At 71.7% G+C, this 25715-nt stretch carries 31 protein-coding genes and 2 pseudogenes; 18 read left to right on the forward strand and 15 right to left on the reverse strand.

Annotation, left to right across the window (positions count from 1 at the left end; all coding sequences use genetic code 11):
* Positions 1-209: 209 nt before the first annotated feature.
* The 4 genes from ACGFZK_RS16620 (at position 210) to ACGFZK_RS16635 (ending at position 2331) form a co-directional block, all read left to right on the forward strand.
* The gene (locus tag ACGFZK_RS16620; RefSeq protein ID WP_393849578.1) at positions 210-872 is read left to right on the forward strand and encodes a hypothetical protein; all 663 of its coding nucleotides are present in this window, start codon (positions 210-212) and stop codon (positions 870-872) included.
* Positions 869-1468 (forward strand): RNA polymerase sigma factor, encoded by a 600-nt coding sequence (locus ACGFZK_RS16625; protein WP_393849579.1) that lies wholly within the window; start codon positions 869-871, stop codon positions 1466-1468. The genes ACGFZK_RS16620 and ACGFZK_RS16625 overlap by 4 nt, the downstream gene beginning before the upstream one ends.
* Positions 1465-1944 (forward strand): hypothetical protein, encoded by a 480-nt coding sequence (locus tag ACGFZK_RS16630; protein WP_393849580.1) that lies wholly within the window; start codon positions 1465-1467, stop codon positions 1942-1944. Before ACGFZK_RS16625 ends, ACGFZK_RS16630 begins: the two co-directional genes overlap by 4 nt.
* 99 nt (positions 1945-2043) lie before the next feature.
* Complete coding sequence (locus ACGFZK_RS16635) at positions 2044-2331, forward strand: isomerase (RefSeq protein ID WP_393849581.1); 288 nt, start codon at positions 2044-2046, stop codon at positions 2329-2331.
* A gap of 34 nt (positions 2332-2365) precedes the next feature.
* Here the strand turns inward: ACGFZK_RS16635 and ACGFZK_RS16640 are convergent, their stop codons facing one another.
* A complete protein-coding gene (locus ACGFZK_RS16640; protein ID WP_393849618.1) occupies positions 2366-3106 on the reverse strand; it encodes a PP2C family protein-serine/threonine phosphatase in 741 nt (246 codons plus the stop codon).
* 204 nt (positions 3107-3310) lie between these two features.
* On the opposite strand from ACGFZK_RS16640, the gene ACGFZK_RS16645 reads away from it, so the two are divergent.
* The 3 genes from ACGFZK_RS16645 to ACGFZK_RS16655 all read left to right on the forward strand — a co-directional run bounded on the left by ACGFZK_RS16645 (position 3311) and on the right by ACGFZK_RS16655 (position 5537).
* Positions 3311-3556 (forward strand): hypothetical protein, encoded by a 246-nt coding sequence (locus ACGFZK_RS16645; protein ID WP_393849582.1) that lies wholly within the window; start codon positions 3311-3313, stop codon positions 3554-3556.
* Positions 3557-3601: 45 nt separating this feature from the next.
* Entirely contained in the window at positions 3602-4972 is a 1371-nt protein-coding gene (locus tag ACGFZK_RS16650; RefSeq protein ID WP_393849583.1) for an FAD-binding oxidoreductase, read from the forward strand.
* 139 nt (positions 4973-5111) lie between these two features.
* Entirely contained in the window at positions 5112-5537 is a 426-nt protein-coding gene (locus ACGFZK_RS16655) for a type IV pili methyl-accepting chemotaxis transducer N-terminal domain-containing protein (protein WP_393849584.1), read from the forward strand.
* 87 nt (positions 5538-5624) lie between these two features.
* Here ACGFZK_RS16655 and ACGFZK_RS16660 read toward each other — a convergent pair whose 3' ends face one another.
* Positions 5625-7010, reverse strand: a complete 1386-nt coding sequence (locus ACGFZK_RS16660; protein WP_393849585.1) for a chloride channel protein — start codon at positions 7008-7010, stop codon at positions 5625-5627.
* Positions 7011-7064: 54 nt separating this feature from the next.
* Positions 7065-7613: a potassium channel family protein gene (locus ACGFZK_RS16665; protein WP_393849586.1), complete on the reverse strand. Its 549-nt coding sequence runs from the start codon at positions 7611-7613 to the stop codon at positions 7065-7067.
* A gap of 113 nt (positions 7614-7726) precedes the next feature.
* On the opposite strand from ACGFZK_RS16665, the gene ACGFZK_RS16670 reads away from it, so the two are divergent.
* Complete coding sequence (locus ACGFZK_RS16670; RefSeq protein WP_393849587.1) at positions 7727-8116, forward strand: SHOCT domain-containing protein; 390 nt, start codon at positions 7727-7729, stop codon at positions 8114-8116.
* A gap of 29 nt (positions 8117-8145) precedes the next feature.
* Here the strand turns inward: ACGFZK_RS16670 and ACGFZK_RS16675 are convergent, their stop codons facing one another.
* Positions 8146-9354 (reverse strand): DUF2254 family protein, encoded by a 1209-nt coding sequence (locus ACGFZK_RS16675; RefSeq protein WP_393849588.1) that lies wholly within the window; start codon positions 9352-9354, stop codon positions 8146-8148.
* A 198-nt stretch (positions 9355-9552) separates the two neighbouring features.
* On the opposite strand from ACGFZK_RS16675, the pseudogene ACGFZK_RS16680 reads away from it, so the two are divergent.
* Positions 9553-9891: pseudogene (locus ACGFZK_RS16680) on the forward strand (MFS transporter); the annotation flags it as partial.
* A gap of 11 nt (positions 9892-9902) precedes the next feature.
* On the opposite strand, the gene ACGFZK_RS16685 reads toward ACGFZK_RS16680, so the two are convergent.
* The 3 genes from ACGFZK_RS16685 to ACGFZK_RS16695 all read right to left on the reverse strand — a co-directional run bounded on the left by ACGFZK_RS16685 (position 9903) and on the right by ACGFZK_RS16695 (position 11624).
* Complete coding sequence (locus tag ACGFZK_RS16685) at positions 9903-10286, reverse strand: VOC family protein (RefSeq protein WP_393849589.1); 384 nt, start codon at positions 10284-10286, stop codon at positions 9903-9905.
* A gap of 73 nt (positions 10287-10359) precedes the next feature.
* On the reverse strand, positions 10360-10770 hold the full coding sequence (locus ACGFZK_RS16690) for a MarR family transcriptional regulator (protein ID WP_393849590.1): 411 nt from the start codon (positions 10768-10770) through the stop codon (positions 10360-10362).
* Between the two features lie 11 nt (positions 10771-10781).
* Entirely contained in the window at positions 10782-11624 is an 843-nt protein-coding gene (locus ACGFZK_RS16695) for an NAD(P)H-binding protein (protein WP_393849591.1), read from the reverse strand.
* A gap of 98 nt (positions 11625-11722) precedes the next feature.
* On the opposite strand from ACGFZK_RS16695, the gene ACGFZK_RS16700 reads away from it, so the two are divergent.
* From ACGFZK_RS16700 to ACGFZK_RS16715, 4 genes are all read left to right on the forward strand, one after another.
* The gene (locus ACGFZK_RS16700; RefSeq protein WP_393849592.1) at positions 11723-12193 is read left to right on the forward strand and encodes a MarR family winged helix-turn-helix transcriptional regulator; all 471 of its coding nucleotides are present in this window, start codon (positions 11723-11725) and stop codon (positions 12191-12193) included.
* A gap of 146 nt (positions 12194-12339) precedes the next feature.
* Positions 12340-12750 (forward strand): VOC family protein, encoded by a 411-nt coding sequence (locus ACGFZK_RS16705; protein ID WP_393849593.1) that lies wholly within the window; start codon positions 12340-12342, stop codon positions 12748-12750.
* Between the two features lie 22 nt (positions 12751-12772).
* The gene (locus ACGFZK_RS16710; RefSeq protein ID WP_393849594.1) at positions 12773-13201 is read left to right on the forward strand and encodes a helix-turn-helix transcriptional regulator; all 429 of its coding nucleotides are present in this window, start codon (positions 12773-12775) and stop codon (positions 13199-13201) included.
* Positions 13202-13206: 5 nt separating this feature from the next.
* Positions 13207-13830: a glyoxalase gene (locus ACGFZK_RS16715; protein ID WP_393849595.1), complete on the forward strand. Its 624-nt coding sequence runs from the start codon at positions 13207-13209 to the stop codon at positions 13828-13830.
* A gap of 10 nt (positions 13831-13840) precedes the next feature.
* On the opposite strand, the gene ACGFZK_RS16720 is transcribed toward ACGFZK_RS16715, so the two are convergent.
* Entirely contained in the window at positions 13841-14518 is a 678-nt protein-coding gene (locus ACGFZK_RS16720; protein ID WP_393849596.1) for a histone deacetylase, read from the reverse strand.
* Between the two features lie 299 nt (positions 14519-14817).
* Here ACGFZK_RS16720 and ACGFZK_RS16725 point away from each other — a divergent pair, with 299 nt between their 5' ends.
* The 3 genes from ACGFZK_RS16725 (at position 14818) to ACGFZK_RS16735 (ending at position 18864) form a co-directional block, all read left to right on the forward strand.
* Positions 14818-16980: an MMPL family transporter gene (locus ACGFZK_RS16725; protein WP_393849597.1), complete on the forward strand. Its 2163-nt coding sequence runs from the start codon at positions 14818-14820 to the stop codon at positions 16978-16980.
* A gap of 16 nt (positions 16981-16996) precedes the next feature.
* Positions 16997-18178, forward strand: coding sequence for a sensor histidine kinase (locus ACGFZK_RS16730; RefSeq protein WP_393849598.1), 1182 nt, complete (start codon positions 16997-16999; stop codon positions 18176-18178).
* 80 nt (positions 18179-18258) lie between these two features.
* Positions 18259-18864, forward strand: coding sequence for a response regulator (locus ACGFZK_RS16735; RefSeq protein WP_393849619.1), 606 nt, complete (start codon positions 18259-18261; stop codon positions 18862-18864).
* 88 nt (positions 18865-18952) lie between these two features.
* On the opposite strand, the gene ACGFZK_RS16740 is transcribed toward ACGFZK_RS16735, so the two are convergent.
* From ACGFZK_RS16740 to ACGFZK_RS16755, 4 genes are all read right to left on the reverse strand, one after another.
* Positions 18953-19225 carry a hypothetical protein gene (locus tag ACGFZK_RS16740; protein ID WP_393849599.1) on the reverse strand — a complete coding sequence of 91 codons (273 nt, stop codon included), beginning with the start codon at positions 19223-19225 and terminating at the stop codon, positions 18953-18955.
* Positions 19226-19277: 52 nt separating this feature from the next.
* The gene (locus ACGFZK_RS16745; RefSeq protein WP_393849600.1) at positions 19278-19544 is read right to left on the reverse strand and encodes a hypothetical protein; all 267 of its coding nucleotides are present in this window, start codon (positions 19542-19544) and stop codon (positions 19278-19280) included.
* Between the two features lie 97 nt (positions 19545-19641).
* On the reverse strand, positions 19642-19830 hold the full coding sequence (locus tag ACGFZK_RS16750; protein WP_393849601.1) for a hypothetical protein: 189 nt from the start codon (positions 19828-19830) through the stop codon (positions 19642-19644).
* A 5-nt stretch (positions 19831-19835) separates the two neighbouring features.
* Positions 19836-20411 carry a DUF5994 family protein gene (locus ACGFZK_RS16755; RefSeq protein ID WP_393849602.1) on the reverse strand — a complete coding sequence of 192 codons (576 nt, stop codon included), beginning with the start codon at positions 20409-20411 and terminating at the stop codon, positions 19836-19838.
* A 288-nt stretch (positions 20412-20699) separates the two neighbouring features.
* Between ACGFZK_RS16755 and ACGFZK_RS16760 the strand changes: the two genes are divergently transcribed.
* Entirely contained in the window at positions 20700-21182 is a 483-nt protein-coding gene (locus ACGFZK_RS16760; RefSeq protein ID WP_393849603.1) for a DUF5994 family protein, read from the forward strand.
* A gap of 219 nt (positions 21183-21401) precedes the next feature.
* The gene (locus tag ACGFZK_RS16765) at positions 21402-22289 is read left to right on the forward strand and encodes a helix-turn-helix domain-containing protein (protein ID WP_393849604.1); all 888 of its coding nucleotides are present in this window, start codon (positions 21402-21404) and stop codon (positions 22287-22289) included.
* Between the two features lie 430 nt (positions 22290-22719).
* Here the strand turns inward: ACGFZK_RS16765 and ACGFZK_RS16770 are convergent.
* The 3 genes and pseudogenes from ACGFZK_RS16770 to ACGFZK_RS16780 all read right to left on the reverse strand — a co-directional run.
* Positions 22720-23895 (reverse strand): annotated as a pseudogene (locus tag ACGFZK_RS16770) (HTTM domain-containing protein); the annotation flags it as partial.
* The gene (locus ACGFZK_RS16775) at positions 23885-24622 is read right to left on the reverse strand and encodes a DUF5819 family protein (protein WP_393849605.1); all 738 of its coding nucleotides are present in this window, start codon (positions 24620-24622) and stop codon (positions 23885-23887) included. The pseudogene ACGFZK_RS16770 and the gene ACGFZK_RS16775, both read right to left, overlap by 11 nt.
* 112 nt (positions 24623-24734) lie before the next feature.
* Positions 24735-25715 (reverse strand): ice-binding family protein (locus tag ACGFZK_RS16780; RefSeq protein ID WP_393849606.1); only part of this gene is annotated, 981 nt, incomplete at its 5' end.

Below are 25715 nucleotides of genomic sequence, written 5' to 3' on the forward strand. Positions count from 1 at the left end.
CGGGAACCGGTGGCACGGGAAATCTCCTCGCGTCCGAGCCTAAATTCCGCAGGTGTCGCAACGGATTTTCACACCCGAAATCATATGAACGCCAGGGTTTTCCACGGAACCGTTCCCGTCCGGGCCCCGGTGTGGCGCAGGTCACGCGGAATGTTCGGCCGGTCCGCGTCCTCCTCCTTCCCGAGAGCCCGTCAAGAAGGAGGACCCCGATGAGGACCCCACGCGCCGGTTCGACCGGTTCGGCAGGTTCGGCAGGTTCGGCCAGAAGGCTGTGCTGCGCGTTGACGGCCGCACTGGTCCTTGCCGTGACCCTGCCCGCCGCGGCGGCCGCCCGGAGTCCGGCGCCCCCGCGGCAGGTGCGCGAGGAGTACGTGTCGATGGCGGGCACCGACGCCCCCGGCCCCGCCGTCCACGACCGCGTCCGCGTGCTGAAGGTCGGCTCCGCACGGGCCCGTCAGGTCCTGGTGCTGGTGCCGGGTCAGTTCGCGCCCCCCTTGCTGGCGCGGGCCCTGGCCGGCCCCGCGCCCTCCGTCGGGCAGTGGTACTGGCCGAACCGGCTCACCCTGGACCTCCAGGTGGCCGACCCGTTCGCCGACACCCCGGTCGCCCGCTCGCTGGGCCTGCGGCTGCGGCACACGCGCGGGATCGACGTACCGCTGTACTCCTTCCAGACCGGGCTGACGCACGGCACCGCCAACACGGCCGCGCGGTGGGTGGTGGCGCAGTCGCGGATCCCCTCGGCGACCTACGCCGAGAATGAGGCCATGACGCACCTGGACCCGTTGTTCGCGGCGCCGGGGAAGAACACCTTCCTGGACTCCGTGACGCCGTTCCTCGCCCGACTCGGCGAGCGGCGAGCGGTGACCGGGTGAGCGCGACCACGGACGCGACCACGGGCACGGACGCGACCACGACCACGGGCACGGACGCGACCACGGGCACGGGCACGGGTGCGGGCACGGGTGCGGCCGGGCGGGCCGACCCGGTCCCGCTCGTCCGCGCCGCCCAGCGCGGCGACCGGATGGCCACGCAGGAGCTGCTCGACCTGCTGACCCCGTACGTCGGGCGGCTGTGCGGCCCGATCGCCCTGCAGGACGGTCCGGACGCCACCCAGGAGGCGCTGATCGTGATCTTCCGCAGCATCGGCCAACTCCGCGAACCGACCGCTCTGTTCGGCTGGGCGCGGGTGATCGCCGTACGGGAGGCCGTGCGGATCGCCCGCGCGGCGGCCCGGGCCGTACCGGACCCGCTCGACGACGTGCCCGCGCGCGACGATCCGCAGCTCGCCGCCGACGTGCGCGACGTACTGGAACGGCTCTCCCCGGCGCACCGCGCCGTCCTGGTCCTGCGCGACCTCGAAGGCCTCGACGAGCACTCCGTCAGCGCCCTGCTCGGCGTGCCCGAACCCACCGTGCGGACCCGGCTCTTCCGGGCCCGCCGCAACTTCCGGAAGGCGTGGGAACGTTGAACGATTCATGGCCGGTCGTCGCCGAACTCGACGCCGTCCGCAGGCTCCGGGTGATCGCCCGCAGCACCCCGGGCACCAGCTTCGCGGAGCACCTGGTCGACGCCCCCTTCGACCGGGTCTGGGGGCTGGTCTCCGACCTGGAGAACCAGATGCCCCTGATGATCACCGACATCAGTTCGTTCACCGTGACGTCCGTCGCCGGGGAGCGCCTGGAGGCCCGGGCCCGCAGCCCGCTCGGCATGCGGGCGGGCTTCGACATCGTGCTGCGGCCGGGCTGGTGCCTGATGCAGAGCCGGTTCGTGCTCGGCGGCATGGCAGCCGTCGCGGAGCGGGACGGGACCCGGCTGGCGTTCTTCGGCGGCCTGCGCCTGCCCGGCGTCCGGCTGGCCGATCCGGTGCTGCGCCGGCTGATGGCCCCGCTGGGAGCCAGGGCGCTGGGGCGGCTCACGGACCAGCTGGAGCGGACCGGAGGGTGATGCCACGGCCGGGTGGCCTCGGTCACCGTCGCTCGGGCCCCGCCAACCGGCGCGGGGCCGGGGCCCGTTGCCCCCAATCCGCAGAGCAGGGAGTGCCCCGTGCCCCACGCAGTCGTCGACTACTCGGACTCGCTGACCGACTCGTTCGACCGGCGGGCGTTCGCGCTCGAACTGCACGTGCTGGCGGTCGAGATGCTCGAGACCTCGATCGCCACCTGCACGACGCGCTTCCACCGCCTGGAGGAGTCCGTCGTCGGGAACGGCGCCGTCGGCCGGGCGGTCGTCCACGTCGAGCGCCACACGGCGAAGGCCGCCGACCCGGTGATCCACGCCTCCGTGGACGTACGCGACCTGGGCGAGGCCCACACCAAGAGCGGCAGGCCCTGATCCGGCCCGACCGGCAGGACACTCCGTAGGACGCCTACGCGCCGATGCGCAGCAGTGCCAGCGTGATGTTGTCGGGGCCGCCGGCGTCGATGGCGGCCTTCCACAGCTCGAAGGCGGCCCGCCCGTCGTCGTGCACCCGCAGCAGCCCCTCGATCTCCTCGTTCGGCACCGGGTCGGTCAGGCCGTCGCTGCACACCAGGTAGCGGTCGCCCTCGGTCACCCCGAAGGACGCGATGTGGGGCGTGATCTCGTTGTACCCGCGGCTGCCGCCGAGGACCTGGGTGACCGCGGAGGTGGTGCGGTGCCCGGGCGCCGGCGGCGGGCTGTCGTCCACACTGACCTGGCGCAGTCCGTCCGGCGTCGCGTGGAACACCTTGCTGTCGCCGACGTTGAACGCCAGCAGCGAATCCGCGAGGACGAGTGCGCCCGCGACCGTGGTCCCCATGGTCGCAAGCTCCGGCCGGCCCTCGGTGGCCGAGTGCACGGCCCGATTGCAGAGGTTCAGCGCGTTTGCGACGGCCTCCGGACCGTCCAGCGTGGATCCGATCGAGGAGAGCTGGCGCACCACCAGCTCGCTGGCCACCTCACCGGCCGGCTGACCGCCGAGTCCGTCGGCGACCGCGACGACGAGCGGTCTGCCGAAGGGGAAGACCAGGGTCTGGGGATTCTGGGTCACGGTCCCGCACAGGGTCCACGGTCCGATGACGAGGCTGTCCTCGTTGTGCTCGCGCACCAGACCGACATGACTCAGGGCGGTCACAGCTATGTACGGCACCTCGACGTCCCGCCTCTCGGCCATGGCACACGCGTCCGTCCCCACCATTGTCGCGCCGCTCCGGCATGCGCGGTGCGGCGTGCCGGAGGACCCTGGTCGTGGAGCCGCCTGTGCCCCGACCGGCGGCCCTGCGAGGAAGGACTGCCGCAGATGTTCGCGAGGCTGAGCACCTACCAGGGATCACCGGTCCCCGCGGAGGGAGACGTGAGCGCGAATTCGGAGGCGATCGTCAGGCAGGTCCAGGACGCTCCCGGCTTCCGGGGCGTCTACTACCTCGTCGACCGGGCCACGGGCGTGGCCAAGTCGCTGACCTTGTGGGACGACGAACGGACCATGAGCGAGAGCGAGGAGCAGGCCGCCCGGATCCGCGAGGAAACCGCACGGCGGGAGGGCCAGCGGATCGTCTCGGTCGAACGCTTCGAGGTGGGCTTCAGTCACCTGAAGCCGTAACGGGACACAGCGCTAGAACGACCTGATGCACGAGGAGCGATGGCCATGGGCAAGCTCTCGGTCGACCAGTTGCGAGAACGGGTACGCGGCCCGGTCGTCACCCCCAACGACGAGGCCTACGACGAGGCACGCAAGGTCCACAACGCCATGATCGACCGGAGGCCGGCCGCCGTCGTGCACTGTGCCAACGCCGGCGACGTCATGGCCGCGGTCGACTTCGCCCGCGAGAACGGGCTCGACCTGGCGGTGCGCGGCGGCGGGCACAGCGTGCCCGGCTTCGGCACCTGCGACGGCGGTGTCGTGGCCGACCTGTCCGGGATGCGTGGCGTCCGCGTCGACGCCGCCGGGCGCACGGCCCGCGCGGAGGGCGGAGCGACCTGGGGGGACTTCAACGCGGCCACGTACCCCTTCGGGCTGGCCACGACCGGCGGGATCATCTCCACCACGGGCGTCGGCGGACTCACCCTCGGTGGCGGCATCGGATACCTGGCCCGCGGGCTGGGTCTGAGCTGCGACAACCTGGTCTCGGCCGATGTGGTGACCGCGGACGGCCGGCTCGTCGTGGCGAGCGAGGAGGAGAACGCCGACCTCTTCTGGGCGCTGCGCGGCGGCGGCGGCAACTTCGGCGCGGTGACCTCGTTCGAGTTCCGGCTGAGCCCCGTCAAGGACATCTACGGCGGACCGATGCTCTTCGAGCTGGCGGACGCCCCCACCGTGCTGCGCGCCTTCGCCGACCACATCGCCGGGGCCCCGGAGGAACTCGGCGGGTTCCCGGCCTTCCAGATCGCCCCGCCGCTCCCGTTCATCCCGGCGGACCGGCACGGTGATCCGTTCGCGCTGATCGTGGCGTGCTGGTCCGGGCCGCTGGACGAGGGGGAGCGGGCCCTCCAGGCCTTCCACGACTTCGCGCCGGTGGTGGCCGAGCACGTGGGCCCGATGCCGTACCCGGCGCTCAACAGCGCCTTCGACGCGCTGGTACCGCCCGGCCTCCAGCACTACTGGAAGGCCAACTTCGTCTCCGAGCTCACCGACGACGTGATCGACGCGCACCTGCGGCACGCGCCGGGCCTGCCCGCCGTGAACTCGACGGTCCACATCTACCCGATCAACGGTGCCTGCCACCGCGTCGCACCGGACGCGACGGCCTTCGCCTACCGGGACGCCTCGTTCGCCACGGTGATCGCCGGGATGTGGCCCGACCCCACCGCCAACGAGGCGAACACGGCCTGGGTGCGGGACTACTACGAGGCGACCGCCCCGCACTCGGAGGAGGGCGGCTACATCAACTTCATGGCCGATGACGACCAGGACCGGATCCGGACCAACTACAGGGGCAACTACGACCGCCTGGTCGCGGTCAAGCGCGCCTACGACCCGGAGAACCTGTTCCACCTCAACCAGAACATCCGGCCGTAGACGCTGTCCGGGCGACAGGGGGCGGGAGCACCCGTCCGAGGGTAGCCGTGCGGATGCGGAGTGTTCCGGTATCTGCATATTTTGGCGGGTGTACCGGAAGATCCTGTACGGCCGGTTTGTCGGATTGAGGAAGGTCTCCATGAAGCGTTTCCCGGTGATCGCCGTGCTCTGCGTCGGCGCGATGCTCGGTCTGTCCGCGTGCTCCGACGACAGCTCGCCCGCGGAGGAGGCCACCGAGGCCGCGGCGGACCTCTGCACCGACCTGAACGCGCTGAAGGCCGACAACGCCAAGCTGAAGGCCCTGAACCCTGCCAACGCGACCAAGGACCAGGTCCAGGACGCCTACGACGCCGTCCAGAAGGACTGGGAGGACGTCAAGGAGAACGCGAGCAAGATGAAGGACGCGGAGCGCGCCGCGGTCAAGGATGCCGCCGAGAACCTCAAGAAGAGCTACGAGGACCTGCCCGGCGACACGACCGGCAAGGACGCGCTCACCCAGCTGCAGCCGCAGATCCAGCAGCTCGACCAGGCCTCCACGACCGCGGCCGCCGGACTGCAGTGCTGACCGGCTGACCGCCCTCCCGGCACCCCTACGGAGGAGGACCCCGCCCGGCTCCCCGGGCGGGGTCCTCCTCGGCCGGCGCCGGCCCGGCTATTTCACGGCGGGCGCGGCGGGCTCCCCGGGCGTCGCCGGTACGGCGGGCAGCTCGGGAACGGGCGGCCCCACGGGCAGCATCTCCGTGACCACGAACGCGACCACGGTCGACAGGAACACCACGGGGATCATCTCGGTGCCGCCCATGATCAGGACCACCATCACCACGCTGCTCACGGGCAGCCGCAGCGCGCTCACCGCGGTCGCCGCCATCCCCGCCGCCATCGCCGGCACGATGCCGAGACCGGGCAGCGGCCCGAGGAGGACGCCCGCCACGGCCCCGAGGCAGAGCGCCGGGAAGACGGGACCACCGCGCAGGCTGGCGAGGCAGATGGCGTAGCCGACGCCCTTGAAGACCAGGACGCCGATCAGCGCCCCCACGCCCCAGGCGTGCGGGTCGGCCCCCAGGGTGGCGATGAGTGCCTGGCCGGACCCGGTGACATCGCCGGGCGAGCGGCCCGTGAGGAGCGCGTAGAGGCCGGCGCAGACCGCGACGGCCAGGGCGCACTGCACGGTCCGTACGAGGGGCCGTGCGAGCACGTGGGCGGCGATCAGCCGGGCTCCGGTGAACACCGGGTACATGACGGCCGCGAGCGCCGCGGCGATGACCACGGCCCAGAGCACGTCGCCCACGTCCAGGTGGGGCACGGGGACGCCCAGCTTGAGCGACAGGTCCCCGGTCGGCAGCCCGGTCCAGCGTCCGAGGCCGGTGAACACCAGCGCCCCGACCCCGCTGGACAGCAGGCACGGCAGCATCACCGCGAACAGCTGCGGCCCGCCCACGCCCGCCACCTCGATCAGCAGCACCGCCGCGATCAGCGGGTTGCCGAAGATCGCGGCGATGGCCGCCGCGGCTCCCGCCGCGCCGACGAGTGCGGTGCTCTGCAGGGTCGCCGGTGCCTGCGCGAGGTCCCGGAACAGCAGGGCCAGCCCGCCGCCGAGGGCGATCAGGGGGGCCTCGGGACCCAGGACCGCACCGAGCGGCAGACTGGCCACCGCCGCGAGCACGACGCCGGGCAGGGCGGTCGTCGAGGCCCCGCCGGTGTGCAGGCCGGCCGCGGGGAGGTGCCCGCCGTTGCCGTGCATGTGCGTGACGACCAGGCCGACCACGATTCCGGCGATGAGCAGCAGGGGCAGCGGCCACCACCAGGGCGGGATGTCCCAGCCCAGGGCCTCGGGGACGTCCGTCCACAGGGCGTGTTCCGACTGGTGCAGGGCGACGAGGAACCAGAACGCCGCGAGGGACACCGGGATGCCGATGAGGGCGCTGAAGCACAGCAACTTGAGGTATCCGGCGCTGCGGAGGGCCTGCCGAAGGACATCCGCCTCCGGCGGCTGAGTCCCGCCGGGGGGCGGTTCGGATCGAGGGCGCGAGTGCGGCATGGCTCACTTCCTTCCGCTTCCTCGATGGTCCACCTCGGCGGCGTACCTCGCCGCTCAGAGCTCGTCGTCCAGGTCGGGGGGCGGCGAACTGCGCTTGTGCATGCCGATTCTGACGGCGCCGAAGAGGGCCTTGGCGAGGACGCCGACGACGATCAGGTCGGCGACCATCTGGAAGGTGGTCAGCACCCGGCTGCCCTGGGTGGTGGGGACGATGTCCCCGAATCCCACGGTGGCGAACACCGTGACGGTGAAGTAGAGGGCGTCCGTGCGGGTCAGCGGCTCCGAGAACGACGTGGGGGACTGACCGGAGAGCAGGTAGTAGGTGGAGGAGAACAACACCAGGAACAGCGGTACGGCGGTGGCCAGCGACTCCAGGGCCCGCATCCGCGGGAACGGCGCACTGGCGATGGCGTTGACCTGCCAGGCCGTCAGCAGGCCGAAGAACACCAGCCCGAGCAGGAGCGTCACGACGGTGATGACCCCGAACCCGCCGTCCAGGGGCGCCACGTAGAACAGCACCGTGAGCAGGGTGGCCGAGGCGACCGAGCGCAGCAGGTGGCCCAGCAGCGCGCGGCTGCGATGTTCGGCTGCGTTGCGTCCCATGGCTTCAGGAGAACGGTCCGGGGCCCATCGCGCGACCGGAGCGCGGCGTCCGTATGCGGACCGTGGGCGTCACCTGTATGAATGAATTACCACGTGCATGATCGGAGTCGAGCATGGACGACTACCCGCTTCTCAACGTCTTCTGGACGATGCTGTGGTTCTTCCTGTGGGTCATGTGGTTCTTCCTCCTCTTCAAGGTCATCACGGACGTCTTCCGTGACCACGGCCTCGGCGGCTGGGGGAAGGCGGGATGGCTCGTCCTCGTGCTGCTGCTGCCCTACGCCGGCGTTCTCGTGTACCTGATCGTCCGCGGCCGCAGCATGCACGAGCGCGACGGGAAACAGGTCAAGGACCAGGAGGAGGCCTTCCGCGCCTACGTGCAGAAGGCGGCGGGACCCGGTGGCGGTTCGGCGGACGAGCTGCACAAGCTCTCCGCCCTCAAGGACAAGGGCGACATCACCCAGGAGGAGTTCGACCGCGCCAAGGCCAAGATCCTGGCCTGAGGGCCGGCGGGCGGGTGTCGCGGCGTTCCTCAGCCTCCGGTGGGGGAGGTCCGGGCGGTCCAGGCGATCGGATACCGCTCGCGCCCCGTGTGCTCCACCCATGCGAGCCGTTCCCGTACGACCGCGCGCCGGTCCTCGGGGCTCTGTTCCAGCAGCCGGCCGAGCAGGTCGCGCATACGGCGCAGGGCCATCGGGGAGCCGGCGGCGGCGAGGGCGAGGTCGTCGACGACCGTACGGACGTAGCTCTCCCAGTCGGGGACGGGCACCGTCAGCCGCACCTCGCCCGCCCGGTCGGTGATCCGGCCGATGTCCAGCTCCCGGTCGGCGAGGCGGACCAGCAGGTCCTCCAGGCGGTCCATGCTCTCCACGGCCGTCGCCGGGTCGTTGACCGCCGAGGAGAGGGCGCGCAGGGCGATGTCGACGAGAAGCCGGAACGGCAGCCCGGGGTCCTGGTCGAAGGTGCGTTCGACTCCGGTGATCAGGGCCTCGCGCAGGACCCGTTCGGGCAGGTCACCGCCCGTCACGCCGGCCAGGGGCATCTCCCGCGAGACGGTCCGGCCGGGGGCGACGTGCAGGGCGATCGAGCAGTCGTGCCTGTGCGCCGCCGCGACGAGCGCGTCCACGTCGATCTGCTGGAGCACCGCCGCGGGCCCCGTCCAGCGCACGAGCCTGGCCCCCGTACCGGTGGGCGGCGGCGGTGCGGCGGCGGCCTGCCTGCCCGGCTCGTACGGTCGCTCGTAGAGGACGTCGAACACGCGGTGCGCGCGGACGGTGATCGCGGTCAGCGAGTGGGCGAGCTGGATCGAGACGAACGCCTTGGTCTGCAGCGTCCTCATCAGCGCGAGGGCGATCAGCGTGAGGAGCGTGGCCGCGCAGGGCAGGACGACCGAGACCTGCTTGTCGGTGCCGATGGACAGTCCCGCGCTGATGCAGAAGACGAAGACACCGATGGCGAAGGCGAAGGCGCGCCATACGATCGGTTCGTCGCGGAAGAGGCTCAGACGCGGGGTGAAGGTGCTCGCGGAGAACTGCACGACCAGGAACAGCACCGAGTAGATGATGCTCACCAGGCTGATGACGCCGAAACCGATGGTGAACAGCATGGTCGCCACGGGCCCGGTCGCCACCTGGGTTCCCACCGAGAGGCGGGGGAGCAGCACCCCCAGGACCAGCCCGGCGACCGCACACAGGAGCTGGGACAGGTCCCGGCGCATGGCGCGGGTCGGCCGGTGGAACATGCGGGCTCCCCTCCCGGGGCGACTGTGCGAAAGGCCGCTTCCGGCCATTGGACACGTGCCGGAGCCGCGGGTGCCCGTTCTGCTGAGCCCTCCGGGTGACGGCCGCGCGCCTCGCGGGGGCCCGGTAGTCCGGTTGCCGATAATCCGTGACGGATCGATTCTCGTTACCCTGGCGGACATGACAGCCCTGGCACCGCGGTGATGCTCCTCGCGGCCGGCTTCGGACTCGCCCTCCCCGCGCTGACCTCGCCGGGGATGTCCGGCGCGAAGGAGGCGGACGCCGCACTGGCCTCGGGCCTCTTCAACACCACCCAGCAGATCGGCGTGGCCCTCGGCGTCGCGGTCCTGTCCACCCTGGCGGCCTCGCGCACCAAGTCCCTCGGCGCGGCGGGCCGTCCCGTCCCCGAGGCGCTGACCGGCGGCTACCACCTGGCCTTCGCGGTCGGCGCCGCCCTGCTCCTGGCGGCCCTGGCCCTCGCCTTCACGATCCTGCGCGCCCCGAAGGGCTCCGCGCGGCCGGTCACGGCCGGAGCCTGAGCGTCCGGGCCTCAGGAAGGCATCGCGGCGCGATCGGATTCGCTGCGCAGGACACAGAACTCGTTGCCTTCAGGATCGGCGAGGACGGCCCAGCCCGCGCCGTCGGGCTCCCGGAGGTCGGTGACCAGGGTGGCTCCGAGATTCAGCAGCCGCTCGATCTCCTCCTCGCGTGAGGTCGTCGGACGCAGGCACAAGTGGATCCGGTTCTTGGCCGTCTTCGGTTCCGGTACCTGGTTGAAGTACAGCAGCGGGCCCTGCGGAAGCATCACCCGAGTCTCCCGGTCGCCCTGTCCGTCCTGCGGATGCAGCGGACAGCCGGTCGCCTGACTCCAGAACCGAGCCAGCCCATAGGCATCCGAACAGTCGATCGCCACGTTCTGCACTATCGAGACCATGTGGCTCAGCCTGCCCGGGCACGGCCCGGTCCGCCATCGGATTCGCCGCAGACGGGACGTCGGCGCATCCGGGTCATGACCTCGTGAGGTTGTGGGTCATGCGCTCCAGGACGGTGACGGCGATGACGTACTCCTCGCGCGTGACCCCCGCCGCCGAGAGCTCGCGGAACGCGTCCATGCGGCGCGCGACTTCGGCGAGGTGGACGAGGCCGTCGGTGGTCAGGGAGAGGTGGCCCGGCCGGGGGCGGGTCACCCAGCCGGCGGTGAGGACCGATGCGACGGCCTCGGTCAGGGTTTCGGCGCCGGCGCCGGCGCCGACGGCCAGGGCGGCCGGCAGGGCGGCGTCGGTGGCCCGCGGGTCGTCCTTGACCGCGTTGAGGACCTGCCAGCCGAGCCGGGTGAGGCCGAACTCGGCCAGTGCGGCGTTCATCGACGAGGTCAGGGCCTGGTCCGTGCGGTTGAGCCAGTAGCCGATGGGTTTCACGTCGTGCTCCTTCAGCGGCCGGTGAAGGCGGCCGCGTTCTCGCGGGCCCACTGGCGGTAGGTGCGGGCGGGTACGCCGAGGAGACTCCGGGTGGTCTCGCCGATGGCGGCGGGGCCGTGCCCGGCGGCCTCCCACAGGTCGAGCAGCGCGGAGACCATCGGCGCGGGCATGTGACGGCCCATCTGCTCCGCCGCCTCGGCGCGGGTGATCTGTTCGACCGGGACCGGCCGGTCGAGGGTCTCGGAGAGGACGGCCAGCTGCTCGCGGAAGGTGAGCGACTCGGAGCCGGTCAGGGTGAGCGAGCGGCCGGTGAGGGAGTCGCCGGTCAGGGCCGTGACGGCGATGTCGGCGATGTCCTCGGGGTGGATGGGCGCGATGTGTGCGTCCGGGTACGCGAGCTGGACCGGTAGCGAGCGGCCGATGAGCCGGGCCCAGCCCAGCGAGTTGCTGGCGAAGGCGTCGGGCCGCAGGAACGTGACGGTGAGGCCGGAGCCGGCGAGGGCGCGCTCGACCCGGAGGCTGTGGCTCGCGAGCGGATCGTTCTCGGCGTCGGGGGCGAGCACCGAGGACGAGGACAGCAGGACGACGTGCTCGACCCCGGCGGCCTCGGCGGCCTTGACCAGGTCGTGGATGCCGGCGGGCTGGGGGTAGAGGAAGACCTGGCGGACGCCGCGGAGCGCGGCGGCGAAGGTCTCGGGCCGGTCGAGGGCGAGCTCGGCGGTCTCGACGCCCGCCGGGACCGTCAGTTCGGTGGGGTGGGCGCTGGCGGCGCGGACGGCGAGACCGGCGGAGTGCAGGCGGTCGACGACCGCCCGGCCGATCTGGCCGCGGGCGCCGGTGACGAGGATGGTCACGAGGACTCCATTCATTCGTGATGACATATGCATGCTCACATGCACACGTTTTCATGTCAACACATGCCTGCTCGACGTCACGTATGTACGATGAGGTCATGACGAAGCACGAGCCGGCGACCGACGAGGAACTGCTGGACGCCGTGGGCCCGGCCTTCGGGAAGCTGCGGCGCTCCTCGCTCCTGGAGGTCGAGAATCCGATCTCCCAGAAGGACCTGAGCCGCACCCTGGTCCTCAACATCGTCCTGGAGGCCGAACAGGGCGACGGCCGCGAGATCACCGTCGGCGCCGTGGCCGAGTACCTGGCCGTCGACCCCTCGGTGGCCAGCCGCATGGTGTCCGACAGCATCGCCGCCGGCTACCTCATGCGCGCCGCCTCGCAGCAGGACGGCCGCCGCACGATCCTGCACCTCAGCCCCGAGGGCCGGGACATGATGGACCGCTTCCGGCGGCACCAGCGCGCGGCCTACGAGTACGTGACGGCCGACTGGACCGAGCGCGAACGCCTCGACTTCGCCCGCCTGATGCTGAAGTACGTCGACTGCCAGAACGCGCTGCGCCACCGCTGACGACGGCGTACGCCGCGTACGCCGCGTGCGGCGCGGCCTCCCGGCACACCGGGACGCCGCACTCCGGGTGAGGGCGCGGGCAGGGGCCCGAAATCGGTCAGGAACCGAGAAGCGCCCTTCGTCCGGGCGCAGTTACCGTGACGGCCATGGACATCAGCATTCACACGAGCACCCTCCCGCACGACGACCCTGACGCAGCCGTGGCCTTCTACCGCGACGTCCTCGGCTTCGAGGTCCGCAGCGACGTCGGCCAGGGCAGGATGCGCTGGATCACCGTCGGCCCCACCGACCAGCCCGGCACGTCCATCCTCCTCGCGCCTGCGGCCGCCGACCCCGGCGTCACCGACGCCGAGCGCCGCACCATCGCCGAGATGATGGCCAAGGGCACCTACGGCTGGATCCTGCTCGCCACCAGGAACCTCGACAGCACCTTCGAGAAGATCCAGGCCGGCGACGCCGAGGTGGTCCAGGAGCCGACCGAGCAGCCGTACGGCATCCGCGACTGCGCCTTCCGCGACCCCGCGGGCAACCTGATCCGCATCCAAGAGCTCCGCTGAGCCCGGCGAAGGAGGCTCTCCCATGTGTCATCCCGCGTGGAGACAGGCGCTGATCGAGGCGGCGCACCTGAAGGACCTCGCGCGGCTGCGCCGCGTCCGGGACCGGATCGACCGGGAGTACGCGCGTCCGCTGGACGTCGAGGAGCTCGCCCGCGCCGCGCACATGGCGGCCGGGCACCTCGGCCGCCAGTTCCGGCTCGCCTACGGGGCATCCCCGTACGCCTACCTGACCGCGCGCCGCATCGAGCGCGCGGCCGCCCTGCTGCGGGACGGCGACCTCGGCGTGAGCGAGGTCGCCCGAGCCGTCGGCTGCGCGTCGCCGGGCATCTTCCGCACCCGTTTCACCGAGCTGGTCGGCACGGCGCCCGGCGCCTGTCCGCGCGCCGCGCAGCGGCCCGCCGAACCGGTCAGGATTCGAGAAGCATCCGCCAGGGAGGCGCAACTAGCGTGATGTTCATGGCCTCCATTGAAACCCTCACCCTTGAGGTGGCCGACACCACGGCCGCCCACCGCTTCTACTCCGCCTTCGGTCTGGACACCCAGGTGCGCCTGCGGGCCTCCGAGGCGCCGACCACCGGCTTCCGCGGGTTCTCGCTCTCGCTCACCGTCCCCCGCCCGGCCGACGTCGACGTCCTCGTCGGCGCCGCCCTCGACGCCGGCGCCACCGCCTTGAAGCCCGTCTCGAAGTCCTTCTGGGGCTACGGCGGGGTCGTACAGGCCCCGGACGGCACCATCTGGAAGGTCGCGACCTCCGAGAAGAAGGACACCGGCCCGGCGACCGGGCGGATCGACGACATCGTGCTCCTGCTCGGGACCGCCGACATGGCCGCGAGCAAGCGGTTCTACGTCGACCGCGGCTTCGCCGTGGGCAAGAGCTTCGGCAGCAAGTACGTCGAGTTCGCCACCCCGTCGAGCCCCTTCAAGCTGGCGCTGTACGGGCGCCGCGCCCTGGCCAAGGACGTCGGCGTCCCGATCGACGGCACCGGCTCGCACCGGCTCGTGATCGGCGGCGCCGGCGGGGCCTTCACCGACCCGGACGGGTTCGCGTGGGAGGCCGTGGTACCGGCACCCACCGTCTGACAGCCCCCGGTCAGCAGCCGATGCCGGTCGTCAGCAACTCCTGCACCTGCGCCGCCGTCCAGTGGCCGGCGGCGCCGGGGCAGGCCGACAGGTACTCGGCGATGTCCTGCTCCGCCCACGGGCCGGACTCCAGGAGGCCCCCGGCCAGGTAGCGCAGGTACGCGGCGGAGGGGTTGCGCACCTCGACGTCGTGGAGGGTCCACGGCGCGGTGAACGCCAGGACGGGGATGTCCTCGATCACGCCCGGGCAGATCATGGTCTCGTAACGGCCCGGGCCCAGCTCGTCGCGCCCGTCGCGCAGGGCGACCGTCAGATCGAGGTCCTCCCCGGGGCCCCGGTACATCTCCTGCGCGGCGATGTCGGACATCTGTTCCGCCGTCACCAGGTGCGCCCGTCCGCGCATCCGCCCCGGGGCGGTGGGGTCGTAGAACCCGCGGCCCCCGGTCCACACCGGGGACTCGGTGGCGAAGTACAGGCGGCCGTCCAGCTCGACGGCGATCGAGCGCTCGGGCGCGCGGCGGTCCCGGCATCCGGGGTAGGTGCGCGCTGCTCCGGGCGGGGTCCCGCCGGCGATGTACGTGGCCAGCCGGTCCAGGTGCATGTTGGAGCCGTAGGAGGCGTACCAGACCCGCTCGGGGGCGGGGATCGGCAGAGCGGGCGCGGTGATGGTGTGGACGACGGTGCTCATGCTCGGTGGTTCCTCCTCGGTGGTTCCTCAGGGTCCGCGAGTGCGGACGTGACGACGGTGGCGGCGGCAGCGGCAGCGGTGCGGATGCCGTTGAACGTCCCCCAGCGTCGCAGGCTCTCCGCCCGCAGGGGCGGTGGCGGCGCTACTCCCGGGGGAGTACGGCAGGGTCCGGGACGCCCGGGGGAGTAGCGGCGATCTCCTGCGTCGGCGTGAGGGAACGGCCCTTCGGGGGCGGGACGCTGGAGGCAACCGGGCGGGCCATCGGGGCCACCGGCTGAGTCCATGCGGAGGGGCCCGAGATGGGGCAGACGGCGCGAACGGGTAGACACCGCAGGGTGATTCCGTGGGGGGTGCTGGCGCTGTGGGTGATCGCGATCGCCGTCGCCGGGTCGTTCGCGGGCAGGCTCGCGGACGTACAGCGTGACCGGACAGCGGACTACCTGCCGTCGGGAGCCGACTCGACGCAGGTGGCCAGGCTCCAGGAGACGCTGCCCGGCGGAGAGGTGACCGGCGTGCTGCTCGTCTACCACCGCGACGGCGGGCTGACCGCCGCCGACCGGGGCACCGCCGAACGGCAGGTCGCGGCGGTCACCGTCCCGGCGGGTGCGGCGGGCGCGGCGGGTACAGGGTCCGCCGAGTCCCCCGCGTCGCTCGCCGGGTCGAAGGATCCCCGGGACTTCGGCGCGATCCTCCACGGACCCGGTGTTCCCTCCGGGGACGGCACCACGCTCCTGTACGCGGTGTCCACGGCCGCGCCCGGCACGGACGACGCCGCGAAGAAGGCCTTCGTCGAGGCCGTACGGGCCCAGGCGCGCGGTACCGACGGGCTGACCGTGTGGGTCGGCGGCGACGGCGCCGTCGAAGTCGACGCCAAGGAGGTGTTCGGCTCCATCGACGGGACGCTGATGCTGGCAACCGGCCTGGTGGTGGCCCTGCTCCTGATCCTCACCTACCGGAGCCCGGTGCTCTGGCTGGTACCGCTGGTGGTGGTCGGGGCGGGCGCGGTCTGCGCGCGGGCCGCCGTGTACGGGCTCGCCTCGGGCTTCGGGCTCACCGTGACCAGCCAGAGCGCCGGGATCATGACGGCCCTGGTCTTCGGTGCCGGCACCGACTACGCACTGCTGCTCGTCGCCCGCTACCGCGACGAACTGCGCCGTACTCCCCTTCCGTACGATGCGATGCGCACCGCGCTGCGCGGTTGCGGGCCGGCGCTGCTGGCCTCCTGCGGGACGGTCGTGGCGGGGCTGGCCTGTCTGCTCGCCGCCGATCTCAACAACATCCGCGGCCTGGGACCGGTCGGCGCCGTGGGCGTACTGTGCGCGCTCGTCGCGATGACGACGCTGTTGCCGGCGATCCTGGTGCTGCTCGGACGGCGGGTGTTCTGGCCACTGATCCCCGCGTACGGCAGCGAACCCAAGCAGCGCAAGGTCAACGTCTTCGCCGCGATGGGGAGTTCGGCCGGCAGGCGGCCGGTCGCCGTGCTCGTGACGGGAGTCGTGCTGCTCGGCGCGCTGGCGCTCGGTGTGTTCAGCCTGCCCGGGGCGCTCAAGAGGGAGGACAGCTTCACCAGCAAGCCCGAGTCGGTCGCCGCCATGGGGATGCTGGCCCAGGCCTTCCCGGATCGCAGCAGCCGGCCCATCGAGGTCATGGCGCCCACCGGAGCCGCCGACCGGATGCTTGCGGAAGCCCGGTCCGTCGAAGGCGTCGCGAGCGCCGAGAGGGGCCGCAGCGGCGGCGGCTGGACCGAAATCGCCGTCACCGCCGAGGCCGCGCCGGAGTCGGCCGGGGAGAGCGCCGCCATCGAACGGTTGCGGGCCGGACTCGACGGCGCGCACGTGGGCGGTGCGAGCGCACAGCAACTCGACCTGGCCACCGCCAACGCCGACGACCGCCTGATCGTCATCCCCCTCGTCCTCGCCTCGGTGCTGCTCGTCCTCATCCTGTTGCTGCGCAGCCTGGTCGCCCCGCTGCTCCTGGTGGCCGCCGTCGTGCTGGTGTGGGGCGCGGCGCTGGGCGTCGGCGGACTGGTCTTCGGCCCGGTGTTCGGCTTCACCGGCGTCGACCCGGGGCTGCCCCTGCTGACCTTCGTCTTCCTGGTCGCCCTCGGCGTCGACTACGGGATCTTCCTGATGCACCGCACCCGCGAGGAGACCCGGGGCGGCGCCGAGCCGAGGCAAGCCGCGCTGACCGCGCTCCGCACCACCGGCGCAGTGATCGCCTCGGCCGGGATCGTCCTGGCGGCGACCTTCGCGGTGCTCGCCTCGCTGCCGTTGGTGATGTTCGTGGAGATGGGCACGGTCGTCGCGGTCGGGGTGGTCCTGGACACTTTCCTCGTCCGCACGTACTTGGTGACCAGCGCCAGTGTGCTGCTCGGCCGCAGGGTGTGGTGGCCGGGCCGGCCCTCCGGTACCCCGGTCCCCGGTTCCGGGCGCGCACTGGAACTGGTCGGCGACCGGCGATGAGAGCGACGATGTCCGGGTGGCAGAAGTGACCGACCCCCCGAGCGCGGCCGAGCGCGTCCTGCGCGTACTGCACCAGGACCCCCTGGCGGCCGCGCACCCGACGCGGAACGACGCGGTGATCGCGGCCGGTGTCGCCCTGCTCTGCGGGGCGGTGGCGTACGCGGACACCGCGCTGCGACCGGACGCCCTCGGGTGGGCCCTGCTCGCCTGCTCGGCCCTGCTCCTGGTGTGGCGGCGGCGCCACCCGCTCGGGGTGATGATCGCGGCCGTCGTCTGCATCGCCGCGTACCAACTGCTCGACAACGCCCACGCCGCCCCGGTGCCGGCCGCAGTACTCGCCCTGTACACCGTGGCCGCCACCGGCACCGTCCGCCGGACGGTGGCGGTCGGCGTGTGCGTCGTGGGCTTCGCGGTGAGCGCCATGTCGTCCAACGGTGCCCACCGCGCCCTGGACGTACTGCGCACCTCCGGCTGGCTGGTGGCGGCCCTCGTGCTCGGCATCGCCGTCCGCAACTACCGCAAGTACCTCGCCGAGGAGAGCGCCCGGGTGGGACAGGCCACCGACCGCAAGATCGCGGAGGAGCGTCTGCGCATCGCCCGCGACCTGCACGACCTGCTGGCCCACAGCATCACGCTGATCGGTGTCCGTACGTCGGTCGCCGCCCATGTCCTCGCCGTGGACCCGGACCGGCTCGACCGGGCGGCGGTCGCCGAGGCGCTGGAATCCATCGCCGACACCTGCCGCGAGGCCCGCGCGGAGCTCCGTACCACCCTGACCGTGCTCCGCGCCGACGAGCACGGGCCGCTGCCGGACCTCGCGGGGCTGCCCGATCTGGTCCGTACGGCCGAGGCGGCACTGACCATGGACACCGGCGGAGTCCGTGTCCCGCCGGCCGTGGGAGCCGCCGCCTACCGCATCGTCCAGGAGTCGCTCACCAACGCGGTCCGCCACGCGGGTCCCGGCGCCACCGTCCGGGTCCGGGTGGCGGCGGCGGACGGGGCTCTGCGGCTCACCGTCAGCGACGACGGCCGGGGCCCGGGAGCGGGTTCCACCGCCCCGGGTTTCGGGATCGTGGGCATGGGCGAGCGGGCCCGCAGCGTCGGCGGCACGGTGCGGACGGGCCCCCGCCCCGGCGGCGGCTTCGAAGTCGCGGCGACCCTGCCGCTCCCACCCCGTCCCCTGGAGGCATCCGCGTGACCACGCCACCGGACGGTCAGGACCGCGTCATCCGGGTGCTGCTCGCCGACGATCAGACGCTCGTACGGGCGGCCTTCGCGATGCTCATCGAATCGGCTCCCGACATGGCGGTCGTCGGACAGGCCGGCAACGGGCGGGAAGCCGTGGAACTGGCGCACGCCGAGCGGGCTGACGTGGTCGTCATGGACATCAGGATGCCGGGCACCGACGGCATCGAGGCGACCCGGCTGATCGCCTCCACCGAGGACCTGGCCGGGGTGAAGGTCCTGGTCCTCACGACGTACGACACCGACGAGAACGTCGTCGAAGCGCTGCGGTCCGGGGCCTCCGGCTTCCTCGTGAAGGACACCCGGCCGGCCGAACTCCTGGCCGCCATCCGCACGGTGGCCGGTGGTGAGTCGCTCCTGTCGCCGGGCCCGACGGCCCGGCTGATCGCCCGGGTCCTGCGCACCCCGCGCTCCGCCCCGGCCCCCGCCGCCCTCGACCCGCTCTCCGCCCGGGAGCGGGAAGTACTCACCCTCGTGGCCCGGGGCCTCAACAACACGGAGATCGCCGATGCGCTGGCCCTGAGTCCCCTCACCGCGAAGACCCATGTGAGCCGGATCATGGGGAAGTTGGGGGTGCGCGACCGGGCGCAGCTCGTGATCGTGGCGTACGAGTCAGGACTCGTGGTGCCGGGAGACTGAGAGCCATGGGCCTGCCTCCCCTGGCCGACCGGGCAGGGGAGGTGGTGCACAGGTGGTGGACGGGCGGTGCCGGTGTGCGGCTCCCGGATCAGCCGCGCTCTTCCTCCTCGGATTCCATGCGCCGGATTCCCTCGTGGGTGAGGGTGACCATCGCCGGAGTGTTGCCCGGTTCCCAGTCGACGGTGATCAGGCCTTCGCCCGCCAGGTAGGTGCAGGCGGCGGCGAGGTCCTGTTCCGGTACGTGGAGGTCGCGCCGCAGCTGTGCTCCCGTGAGGCCGAGGAGCCGGTTGCCTTCGACCGCTTCGTACAGGACCCGGAGCACCTGGTCGCGGTAGGTCTTGCGTTCGCGCAGTGTGGCCATGACCGCGTCCTTTCGTGTGCGGGGTGGGCTCCGGGGAGCCGGGCGGGGCTTCTCAGGTCTCGTCGGAGTGGGCGCCGGCGCCGACGGGGGCCAGGATGGCGGCCGGCCAGGGGCGGGCGGGGCCGGCGGGTGTTGCCGTGTCCACGGTGAGGTGGAGGCGGGTGTCGCCTTCGAGGCCGGGGTAGCTGCGTTGTTCCGCTCCTGCGAAGCAGCCGCGGAGGGCTTCCGCGACCGCGCGGGCGGCTTCGGGCGTGTGCGCGATGATCCGTACCTCGGCGTGCCCGAGCGAGGGCAGTGTCTGGGTCTCGATGTACTTCACGTGGGCGTGGTGTCCCTTCAGGGGCGGGCGAGAGGCCGGCGGGCCGGGGCGTTGTGGCGCCCCGCCCGCTGCCCCCGGTCGGAGGAAGGTCTGTTCCTCACCGGTCGGCACCCGTGTGGTGGGCTCGACGACCGGTGTCGTCCGGCAGGCCGGGAGGCCTCGGCAGGGGGTCACTGAACCGGTAGGCCTCGATCCGCGCGTCGTGCTGGGCGTTCAGCAGGTGGATCCAGCGCATTCCGATGCCGATCATGAGGGTGATCACCGCGATGAGGACGAGGGTCTCCACCGAGCTCACCTCCAGCCGTTCGCAGGCATCGGGAGGGCGCTTCGTCCCATCGGGTTCCCGAAGGGGGACATGCAGGCCCCGCCCTCGCTCTCCCAGGCGGCTTCGGGGCGCACGGCTTCGCGGATGCCGCGCCCGACGGCGGCTTCGTTGGCCATCAGGACTCCGGCGGTGAGGACGCTCCCCGGGATCGCTGCGGCGGCCATCAGGCGGGCCGCGGCGGCGGGCTCGGTCTCGGGCGGGATGACGAGCAGGTCCCAGCGCCCCACGGTGTAGGAGAGCAGGATCAGTTTGTCGGGGTCCTGTTCGGTGAACCAGCCCACGTGCAGCGTGCGCCCGTCCACGGCAACCGTGTGCGGTACGACGGGCCAGCGGGTGGGGTTCACGGTGACGCGGGTGACGCGGCCCCAGGATTCCTCGAGGGCGGCGGCGAGCGGTGGGAGCTCGGTTTCGAGGTCGCGCGAATAGGGCCACCAGGCCCCGTCCAGCCGACCGGCGAGCGTGGTCTTCGGGGTGAGGGACAGGCGTGCCGAGAGCGCTGCGGTGCGGTCGCGGGGCGCGGTCCGGTCGAGGGTGGTGGTCATGGTGCGGACCTGCCCCCGGGCTGCCCGTGGGCAGTCCGGTTTTTAGGCGATCGCCGGAAATGACACCCGCGTGAAAGCCGGTGTGCGAAATACTCCCGGTGCTTTGACTGTACGCCTGTTCGGGCGACTCTGACCGGCGTGACCAGGTATTTTCCGGCGCGCGGCGGAGCGGGCGGCGGGAGTATCGTGAAACGACGGCGGGCTCGCGCACGTCGCCGACCGGGCACGGGCGTCCGCACCGGTGCCGATCTGCGGCGACGGCCGCACCCCGTAGACGGGCGGACCCCCATGGCTGACTCCGACACCCCCCGCACGCCCCCGCTCCTGCCGGATGCGATCCACCACGCGATCAAACCGGGTACGGCCCTGCTGCGGCTGGAGACCACGAGCTCCCGGGAGGGCCTCCTGGACGGCGCCTGGTGGCCGCGTACGCGCGACATCGAGACCGAGCTGCCTGCGCTGATCAGCGTGCTGACCGGGCACCTCGGGGCGATCACGCGGGTGGGCGTGGACGCGTCCGCCTGGAACGGGCTCCCGCCCCGCCTGGTGATCGACGGCCAGGTCGTGCACCTGGACTCCGACCCGGTCGGCGACGACACCGTCCTCATCACCCGTGGCCACAACGACCTCTTCGCCCTGCTGGTGGTTCCCCCGGACACCACGGCCGACGCCGCACGCGAAGCGATGGCCCGCGCCGTCCGCGCCGACAACACCACCGAGGCCGCTCAGCTCCTCGTCGCCACCACGCCCGACCCGGCCGACGCGAGCTGACCCCGGCGGCAGCTTCAGCGGCCCGGGAAACCGGTCGACAGCCGGAGCGAGGGGCTCGGGAACTCCTCCGGCGCGTAGCGTCCCGCGTCATGTAGTTCCGGGTCGATGTGCGCCGGCGCGAATCACCGTGCATGACGCGCGGTCAAGGCGCGTCCGGCTGCCCTGGCCGTGGCAATCTTCTCGCCAGCGCAAGGTTCTTGGAGCGGAGGTACGCGCCCCGTGGGTGTCACAGTCAATCCCACCGTCAGCAGGCGCCGGCTGGGGGCGGAGCTACGCCGGCTCCGCGAGATCAGCGGTATGACGACGCAGCAGGTGGCGACGCGCCTGCTGATCTCCCAGCCCAAGATCAGTCTGCTGGAGAACGGCCGCCGCCTCATCAAGCCGCGCGATGTGCGAGATCTCTGCGAGCTGTACGGAGTCCGGGATCAGCTGCGTGTCGGCCGGCTGATGCAGATGGCCGGGGAATCGGACCGGCAGGGCTGGTGGAACGCCTACGACGACATCCCGTACGGCCCCTACATCGGCCTGGAGACCGAGGCGGCCGCGATCCGGTGCTACGAGTCCCAGGTGATCCCCGGCCTGCTGCAGACCCCCGCCTATGCGCGGGCGGTCATCGCAGGAACGATCCCTCACGCCACCGCCGAACAGGCCTCCACACGCCTCGAGGTGCGGACGCGCCGCCAGGACCGGCTGCGCGCCCCGGGCAACCCGCTGCGCTTATGGGTCGTGCTGGACGCATCGGCGCTGTGCCGCGTCGTGGGCAGCCGCGAGGTCATGCGCGAACAACTGGAACATCTGACCCACGTCAGCGCCCGGCCCCACATCACCGTGCAGGTCCTCCCGCACGAGGTGGGTGCGCACCCGGGGGTCTCGGGGCAGTTCACGCTGCTCGAGTTCGCCGAGGCCACCGATGGGAGCGTGGTGTATCTGGAGAGGTTCACCAGCGACCTCTATCTGGAGAAACGATCCGACGTGCGGCGCTACAGCGACATGTACGCGCACTTGCAGGCCCAGGCGCTGAGCCCGGACCGTACCCGGAGTTTCATCGAGGATGCCATCAAGGCGTACGCCGGCCCGGAAGCGTGGCCGGCTGCCCGCGCGCTGTGACAGGGCCCGGCCCGGGGTGACTGCGGACCGGCGGCCGGGCCCTGGGAGTGCGCGAGTGGTGTTCTCGTCACAGGTTCTCGTCGTGCAGGTCCTCTTCGCGCAGCAGGTCGTCCTCGCGGCGGCGCGAGGGCTCCTTCTGGTCCTGCTTCTGTCCCTGCTTCTGTCCCTGCTCGCGGGACGACTTGCCCGGCCGGGGGTGAGCGGGGTCTCCGGAACGATGGTGCTCCTGCGCCTCGCTGCCTTTGCCCGGCTCCTTGGGCTTGTCCTGCGTACCGTCCATGACGGCGACTCCTCTTGATGGGTGGGGTACGGATTCCTCTCGGATGACGCTGGCATGCACCGTTGCGGTCTGCATCATTTCGGCTGTGTGGCGAGGCACGCGGGTGACGCCCGTCCCCGGTGTGGCGGCGCCGGAAGGCGGGGTTTCCTTCTGGGCAGGAGCGGCCTGCTGCTTGGAGCCGGGTACGCCGGGCCTGCCCTGCGAAGGTACGGATCCGAATTCCGCCGCTCGGCCGGGTGCAGGTCGCCGCGTCCCCGTGCGGTGCGCTGCGCGTCGGTACAGGTGGGGCAGGAAGGCGTAGAAGCGGTCGGGAAGGAACACGGCGTCCGCAATGATCATCGCGCCGGAGAAGAGGGGCAGCCCCAAGAGCACTGCGATACCGATGTGCATGCCCAGCAGCACGGCCAGCACGGGGTACTTGAGCCTGCCGAAGAGCACGAACGGGAAGGCGACCTGCAAGAGCACCGTCAGGTAGCTGGCGATCGCGATCACCATCGGGTATGCGTCCACGAGGTGGGAGACCGCGGGCCAGGGCTGGAAGAGTTCGAGGTTCAACGCGTAGTGGAGAGCGGTGCCGCCGCCCCAGGTAGCGCCCTGGATCTTGTACAGGCCGGCCGATCCGTAGAGGAAGCAGACCTGTGCCGCGATGACGAGGATGCCGCAGTTGTGCACCACCGTGGTCAAGGTGGTGCGAGCGTCCCGGAGCTGCTGTGCGGAGAAGCTCCTCACCGGCTCCGGGGCGTTGCCCGCACGAGCCGTCCTGAGCCGCTCCCGGCGTGCGTCCAGGGACCAGCGCCGACCGCACGCGGTGAGGACGAGGTAGAGGGCCATCAGCAGGATCAGGTTGTCGCCCCCGTCCGTCATGAAGATCGACCTGGCATGGAACGAGGCCACCACGACGGCGAAGAGGATGGACATGGCGCGGGTCCGCCAGCCCAGCATGAACAGCGCGGACGTGATGAGGGCCGTCGCGTAGCAGAGTTCGAAGTAGGCGCGGCTGTCCGACAGGACCAGGATGCTGTTCCAGCCCGTCTGATCGAAGAGCTGTTGTGCAAGCGCCGGTGTCCAGGGGGAGCCGGGGCCCCAGATCTCGTCACGGTGCGGGAACTCCCGCAGCAGGAAGACCAGGTAGAGCAGCCCGTAGCCGATCCGCAGGACCGACGCGGCGTACAGGGAGATCGGCCGGTCGGTGAGAAGCGCCCACAGAGCGCCGATCCGGTCGAGGAGCCACCGGTGGGCCGTGCCGGCGATCGAAGTCTCCCGGGCCGCGGGTCGGTGCGGCGCGGCTGCCGTGGAGGGGAGCTGGGGGATCTGCTCATTTCCCATGGGAGGTCACCTTCCACCAGGGCAGGAGCCGGTCCTCGGTGGGTGCCGGCGGGCGGTTTGCGGCCGGTGCGCCGGGCGCGGCGACGGGCAGTGTGACGACCCGAAGCTGAATGAACTCGAAGGCGTCGCCGTTGTGGGCGGCGACGCGGTCCGCGGCGATGTTGCGCAGGTACTTCTGCAACATGACGGCCCGCTCCGAGCGTGCCGTGTCGCTTCCGCCGTGTGTCTCGACGTAGGACGTCCAGGCGCGGCGCAGAAGGTTCTGAGACGTATGGCTCGGAAATACGTTGTGGTCGACTGCGGAATGGTCCACGGCGGCCAGGTCGAACCAGGGGGTCACCCGCACCGATCCGCTGGAGTCGGTGTGTGCGGTTCTCACCAGGATTTTCCGGTTGAAGGAATCGGGGTCCGGGGCGAAGAGTCGCCAATTCTGTTCGAAGAGCGGGTACACCCATCCGTTGACCTGTGGGCTGTACCGCTTCGATACAGGGTTGGAAGGGGCCACATGAAGGAACACCAGGACGACATGGACCAGAGCCGTCACCAGGCAGATGGCCACGGCGGTGTGCAGCGCTGCTTTCAGCGTACGAACGCCCAGGGGCCGCTTATCCGGACCGGACGCTTCGTCAGGGCGCTCCTGGGGGACCGGACCGGAATCGGACTGATGGAGTTCCTTCACGGCCGCAGATTCAATTCCGCTCGACACCGCCCACCCGGTCTTTCTCATGTCTGCTGTTCGCCTGAGGTCTCTGCGACTCGCACCGGCGGCGCGCGGCGGATTCGATGAGGATTCCGCCGCGCGCCGTCATCCGGTCAACGGGCTCCGTGCAGCCTGCTGCCTAGCCCTCGTGGCCCTGGTGGCCTTCGTGACCCTCGTGGCCCCCGGGCTTGTTGCCGTAGCCGTAGTGGTCGCCCGGCTTGCCGTCGTGGCCGTGTTCGTGCTCGTGGTCCGGCTTGCCGGGTCCCTCGTCGTGCCCGTGGCCCGGGCCGCCGTGCTCGGGCCCGCCGTGCTCCAGGCCGCCGTGCTCCGGGCCGCCGTGGTCCGGGCCGCCGGGCTGACCGCCGGTGACGTTCCCGCCGGTGGTGTTCCCGGCCGTGTTGCCCGCGGTGTTTCCGGCGGTGTTTCCGGCGACGTTCCCCGAGGTGCCGCCGGATACGAGATCGACGATCGGTCCGCCCAGGAGGCCACCGCCGATCAGACCCACGGTCGTACCGGTCGTCGATCCGGCGGTCGGCGTTCCGCCGGTCGGCGTTCCGGCGGTCGCTCCGGTGGTCGCGCCGGTCGTGGCGCCGGTCGTCGTTCCGCCGGTGGCGCACCCGCCGAGGAAGATCCTGTTGTTGTTGAGCGTCACCGCGCCGTTACGGGCCAGCGCCCGGCCCTCGATGTTCGCCCCCTGCTGTACGAAGATGGAGGTCAGGGCCATGATGGTGCCCACGAAGGTGGAGGTGGTGCCGAGGGTCGCCGAACTCCCGATCTGCCAGTACACGTTGCACGGCGAAGCGCCGTTCGTGAGGAGGATCCGGCTGCTGGATGCCGTGGTCAGGGCTTCGGGAATCTGGAACACCCAGACCGAGTTGGGGTTTCCTCCGGCGTTCAGGACCAGGTCGCCGGTGAGTCCGACACCGGAGGTGGCCCGGTGGACGCCGGGAAGCAGCTCCTGGCCGCCGCCGATTCCTGCCGCGAGCGGGAAGTCCGGTGCCTGGCCGGTCAACTGGCCGGCGGCATTGTTGTAGGCCACGATCAGATCGCTCTTGGCCTGGGCGGCCGCAGCGTCCGCGGGGTGCACGGCGCCGAGGACCAGCCCGGGCGGGAAGCCGGT

This window comes from Streptomyces sp. NPDC048257 (genome assembly GCF_043201855.1).
Lineage (GTDB): Bacteria > Actinomycetota > Actinomycetes > Streptomycetales > Streptomycetaceae > Streptomyces.

Bases quoted from the DNA above. Each gene is read 5' to 3' on its own strand.
- ACGFZK_RS16720 (WP_393849596.1), bottom strand. From the start codon at position 14,518: ATGAGCACCGTCGTCCACACCATCACCGCGCCCGCTCTGCCGATCCCC.
- ACGFZK_RS16755 (WP_393849602.1), bottom strand. From the start codon at position 20,411: ATGACCACCACCCTCGACCGGACCGCGCCCCGCGACCGCACCGCAGCG.
- ACGFZK_RS16715 (WP_393849595.1), top strand. From the start codon at position 13,207: ATGGCCTCCATTGAAACCCTCACCCTTGAGGTGGCCGACACCACGGCC.
- ACGFZK_RS16660 (WP_393849585.1), bottom strand. From the start codon at position 7,010: ATGCCGCACTCGCGCCCTCGATCCGAACCGCCCCCCGGCGGGACTCAG.
- ACGFZK_RS16655 (WP_393849584.1), top strand. From the start codon at position 5,112: ATGAAGCGTTTCCCGGTGATCGCCGTGCTCTGCGTCGGCGCGATGCTC.
- ACGFZK_RS16760 (WP_393849603.1), top strand. From the start codon at position 20,700: ATGGCTGACTCCGACACCCCCCGCACGCCCCCGCTCCTGCCGGATGCG.
- ACGFZK_RS16665 (WP_393849586.1), bottom strand. From the start codon at position 7,613: ATGGGACGCAACGCAGCCGAACATCGCAGCCGCGCGCTGCTGGGCCAC.
- ACGFZK_RS16650 (WP_393849583.1), top strand. From the start codon at position 3,602: ATGGGCAAGCTCTCGGTCGACCAGTTGCGAGAACGGGTACGCGGCCCG.
- ACGFZK_RS16705 (WP_393849593.1), top strand. From the start codon at position 12,340: ATGGACATCAGCATTCACACGAGCACCCTCCCGCACGACGACCCTGAC.
- ACGFZK_RS16700 (WP_393849592.1), top strand. From the start codon at position 11,723: ATGACGAAGCACGAGCCGGCGACCGACGAGGAACTGCTGGACGCCGTG.
- ACGFZK_RS16710 (WP_393849594.1), top strand. From the start codon at position 12,773: ATGTGTCATCCCGCGTGGAGACAGGCGCTGATCGAGGCGGCGCACCTG.
- ACGFZK_RS16775 (WP_393849605.1), bottom strand. From the start codon at position 24,622: ATGAGAAAGACCGGGTGGGCGGTGTCGAGCGGAATTGAATCTGCGGCC.
- ACGFZK_RS16670 (WP_393849587.1), top strand. From the start codon at position 7,727: ATGGACGACTACCCGCTTCTCAACGTCTTCTGGACGATGCTGTGGTTC.
- ACGFZK_RS16740 (WP_393849599.1), bottom strand. From the start codon at position 19,225: ATGGCCACACTGCGCGAACGCAAGACCTACCGCGACCAGGTGCTCCGG.
- ACGFZK_RS16725 (WP_393849597.1), top strand. From the start codon at position 14,818: ATGGGGCAGACGGCGCGAACGGGTAGACACCGCAGGGTGATTCCGTGG.
- ACGFZK_RS16685 (WP_393849589.1), bottom strand. From the start codon at position 10,286: ATGGTCTCGATAGTGCAGAACGTGGCGATCGACTGTTCGGATGCCTAT.
- ACGFZK_RS16735 (WP_393849619.1), top strand. From the start codon at position 18,259: ATGCTCATCGAATCGGCTCCCGACATGGCGGTCGTCGGACAGGCCGGC.
- ACGFZK_RS16675 (WP_393849588.1), bottom strand. From the start codon at position 9,354: ATGTTCCACCGGCCGACCCGCGCCATGCGCCGGGACCTGTCCCAGCTC.
- ACGFZK_RS16620 (WP_393849578.1), top strand. From the start codon at position 210: ATGAGGACCCCACGCGCCGGTTCGACCGGTTCGGCAGGTTCGGCAGGT.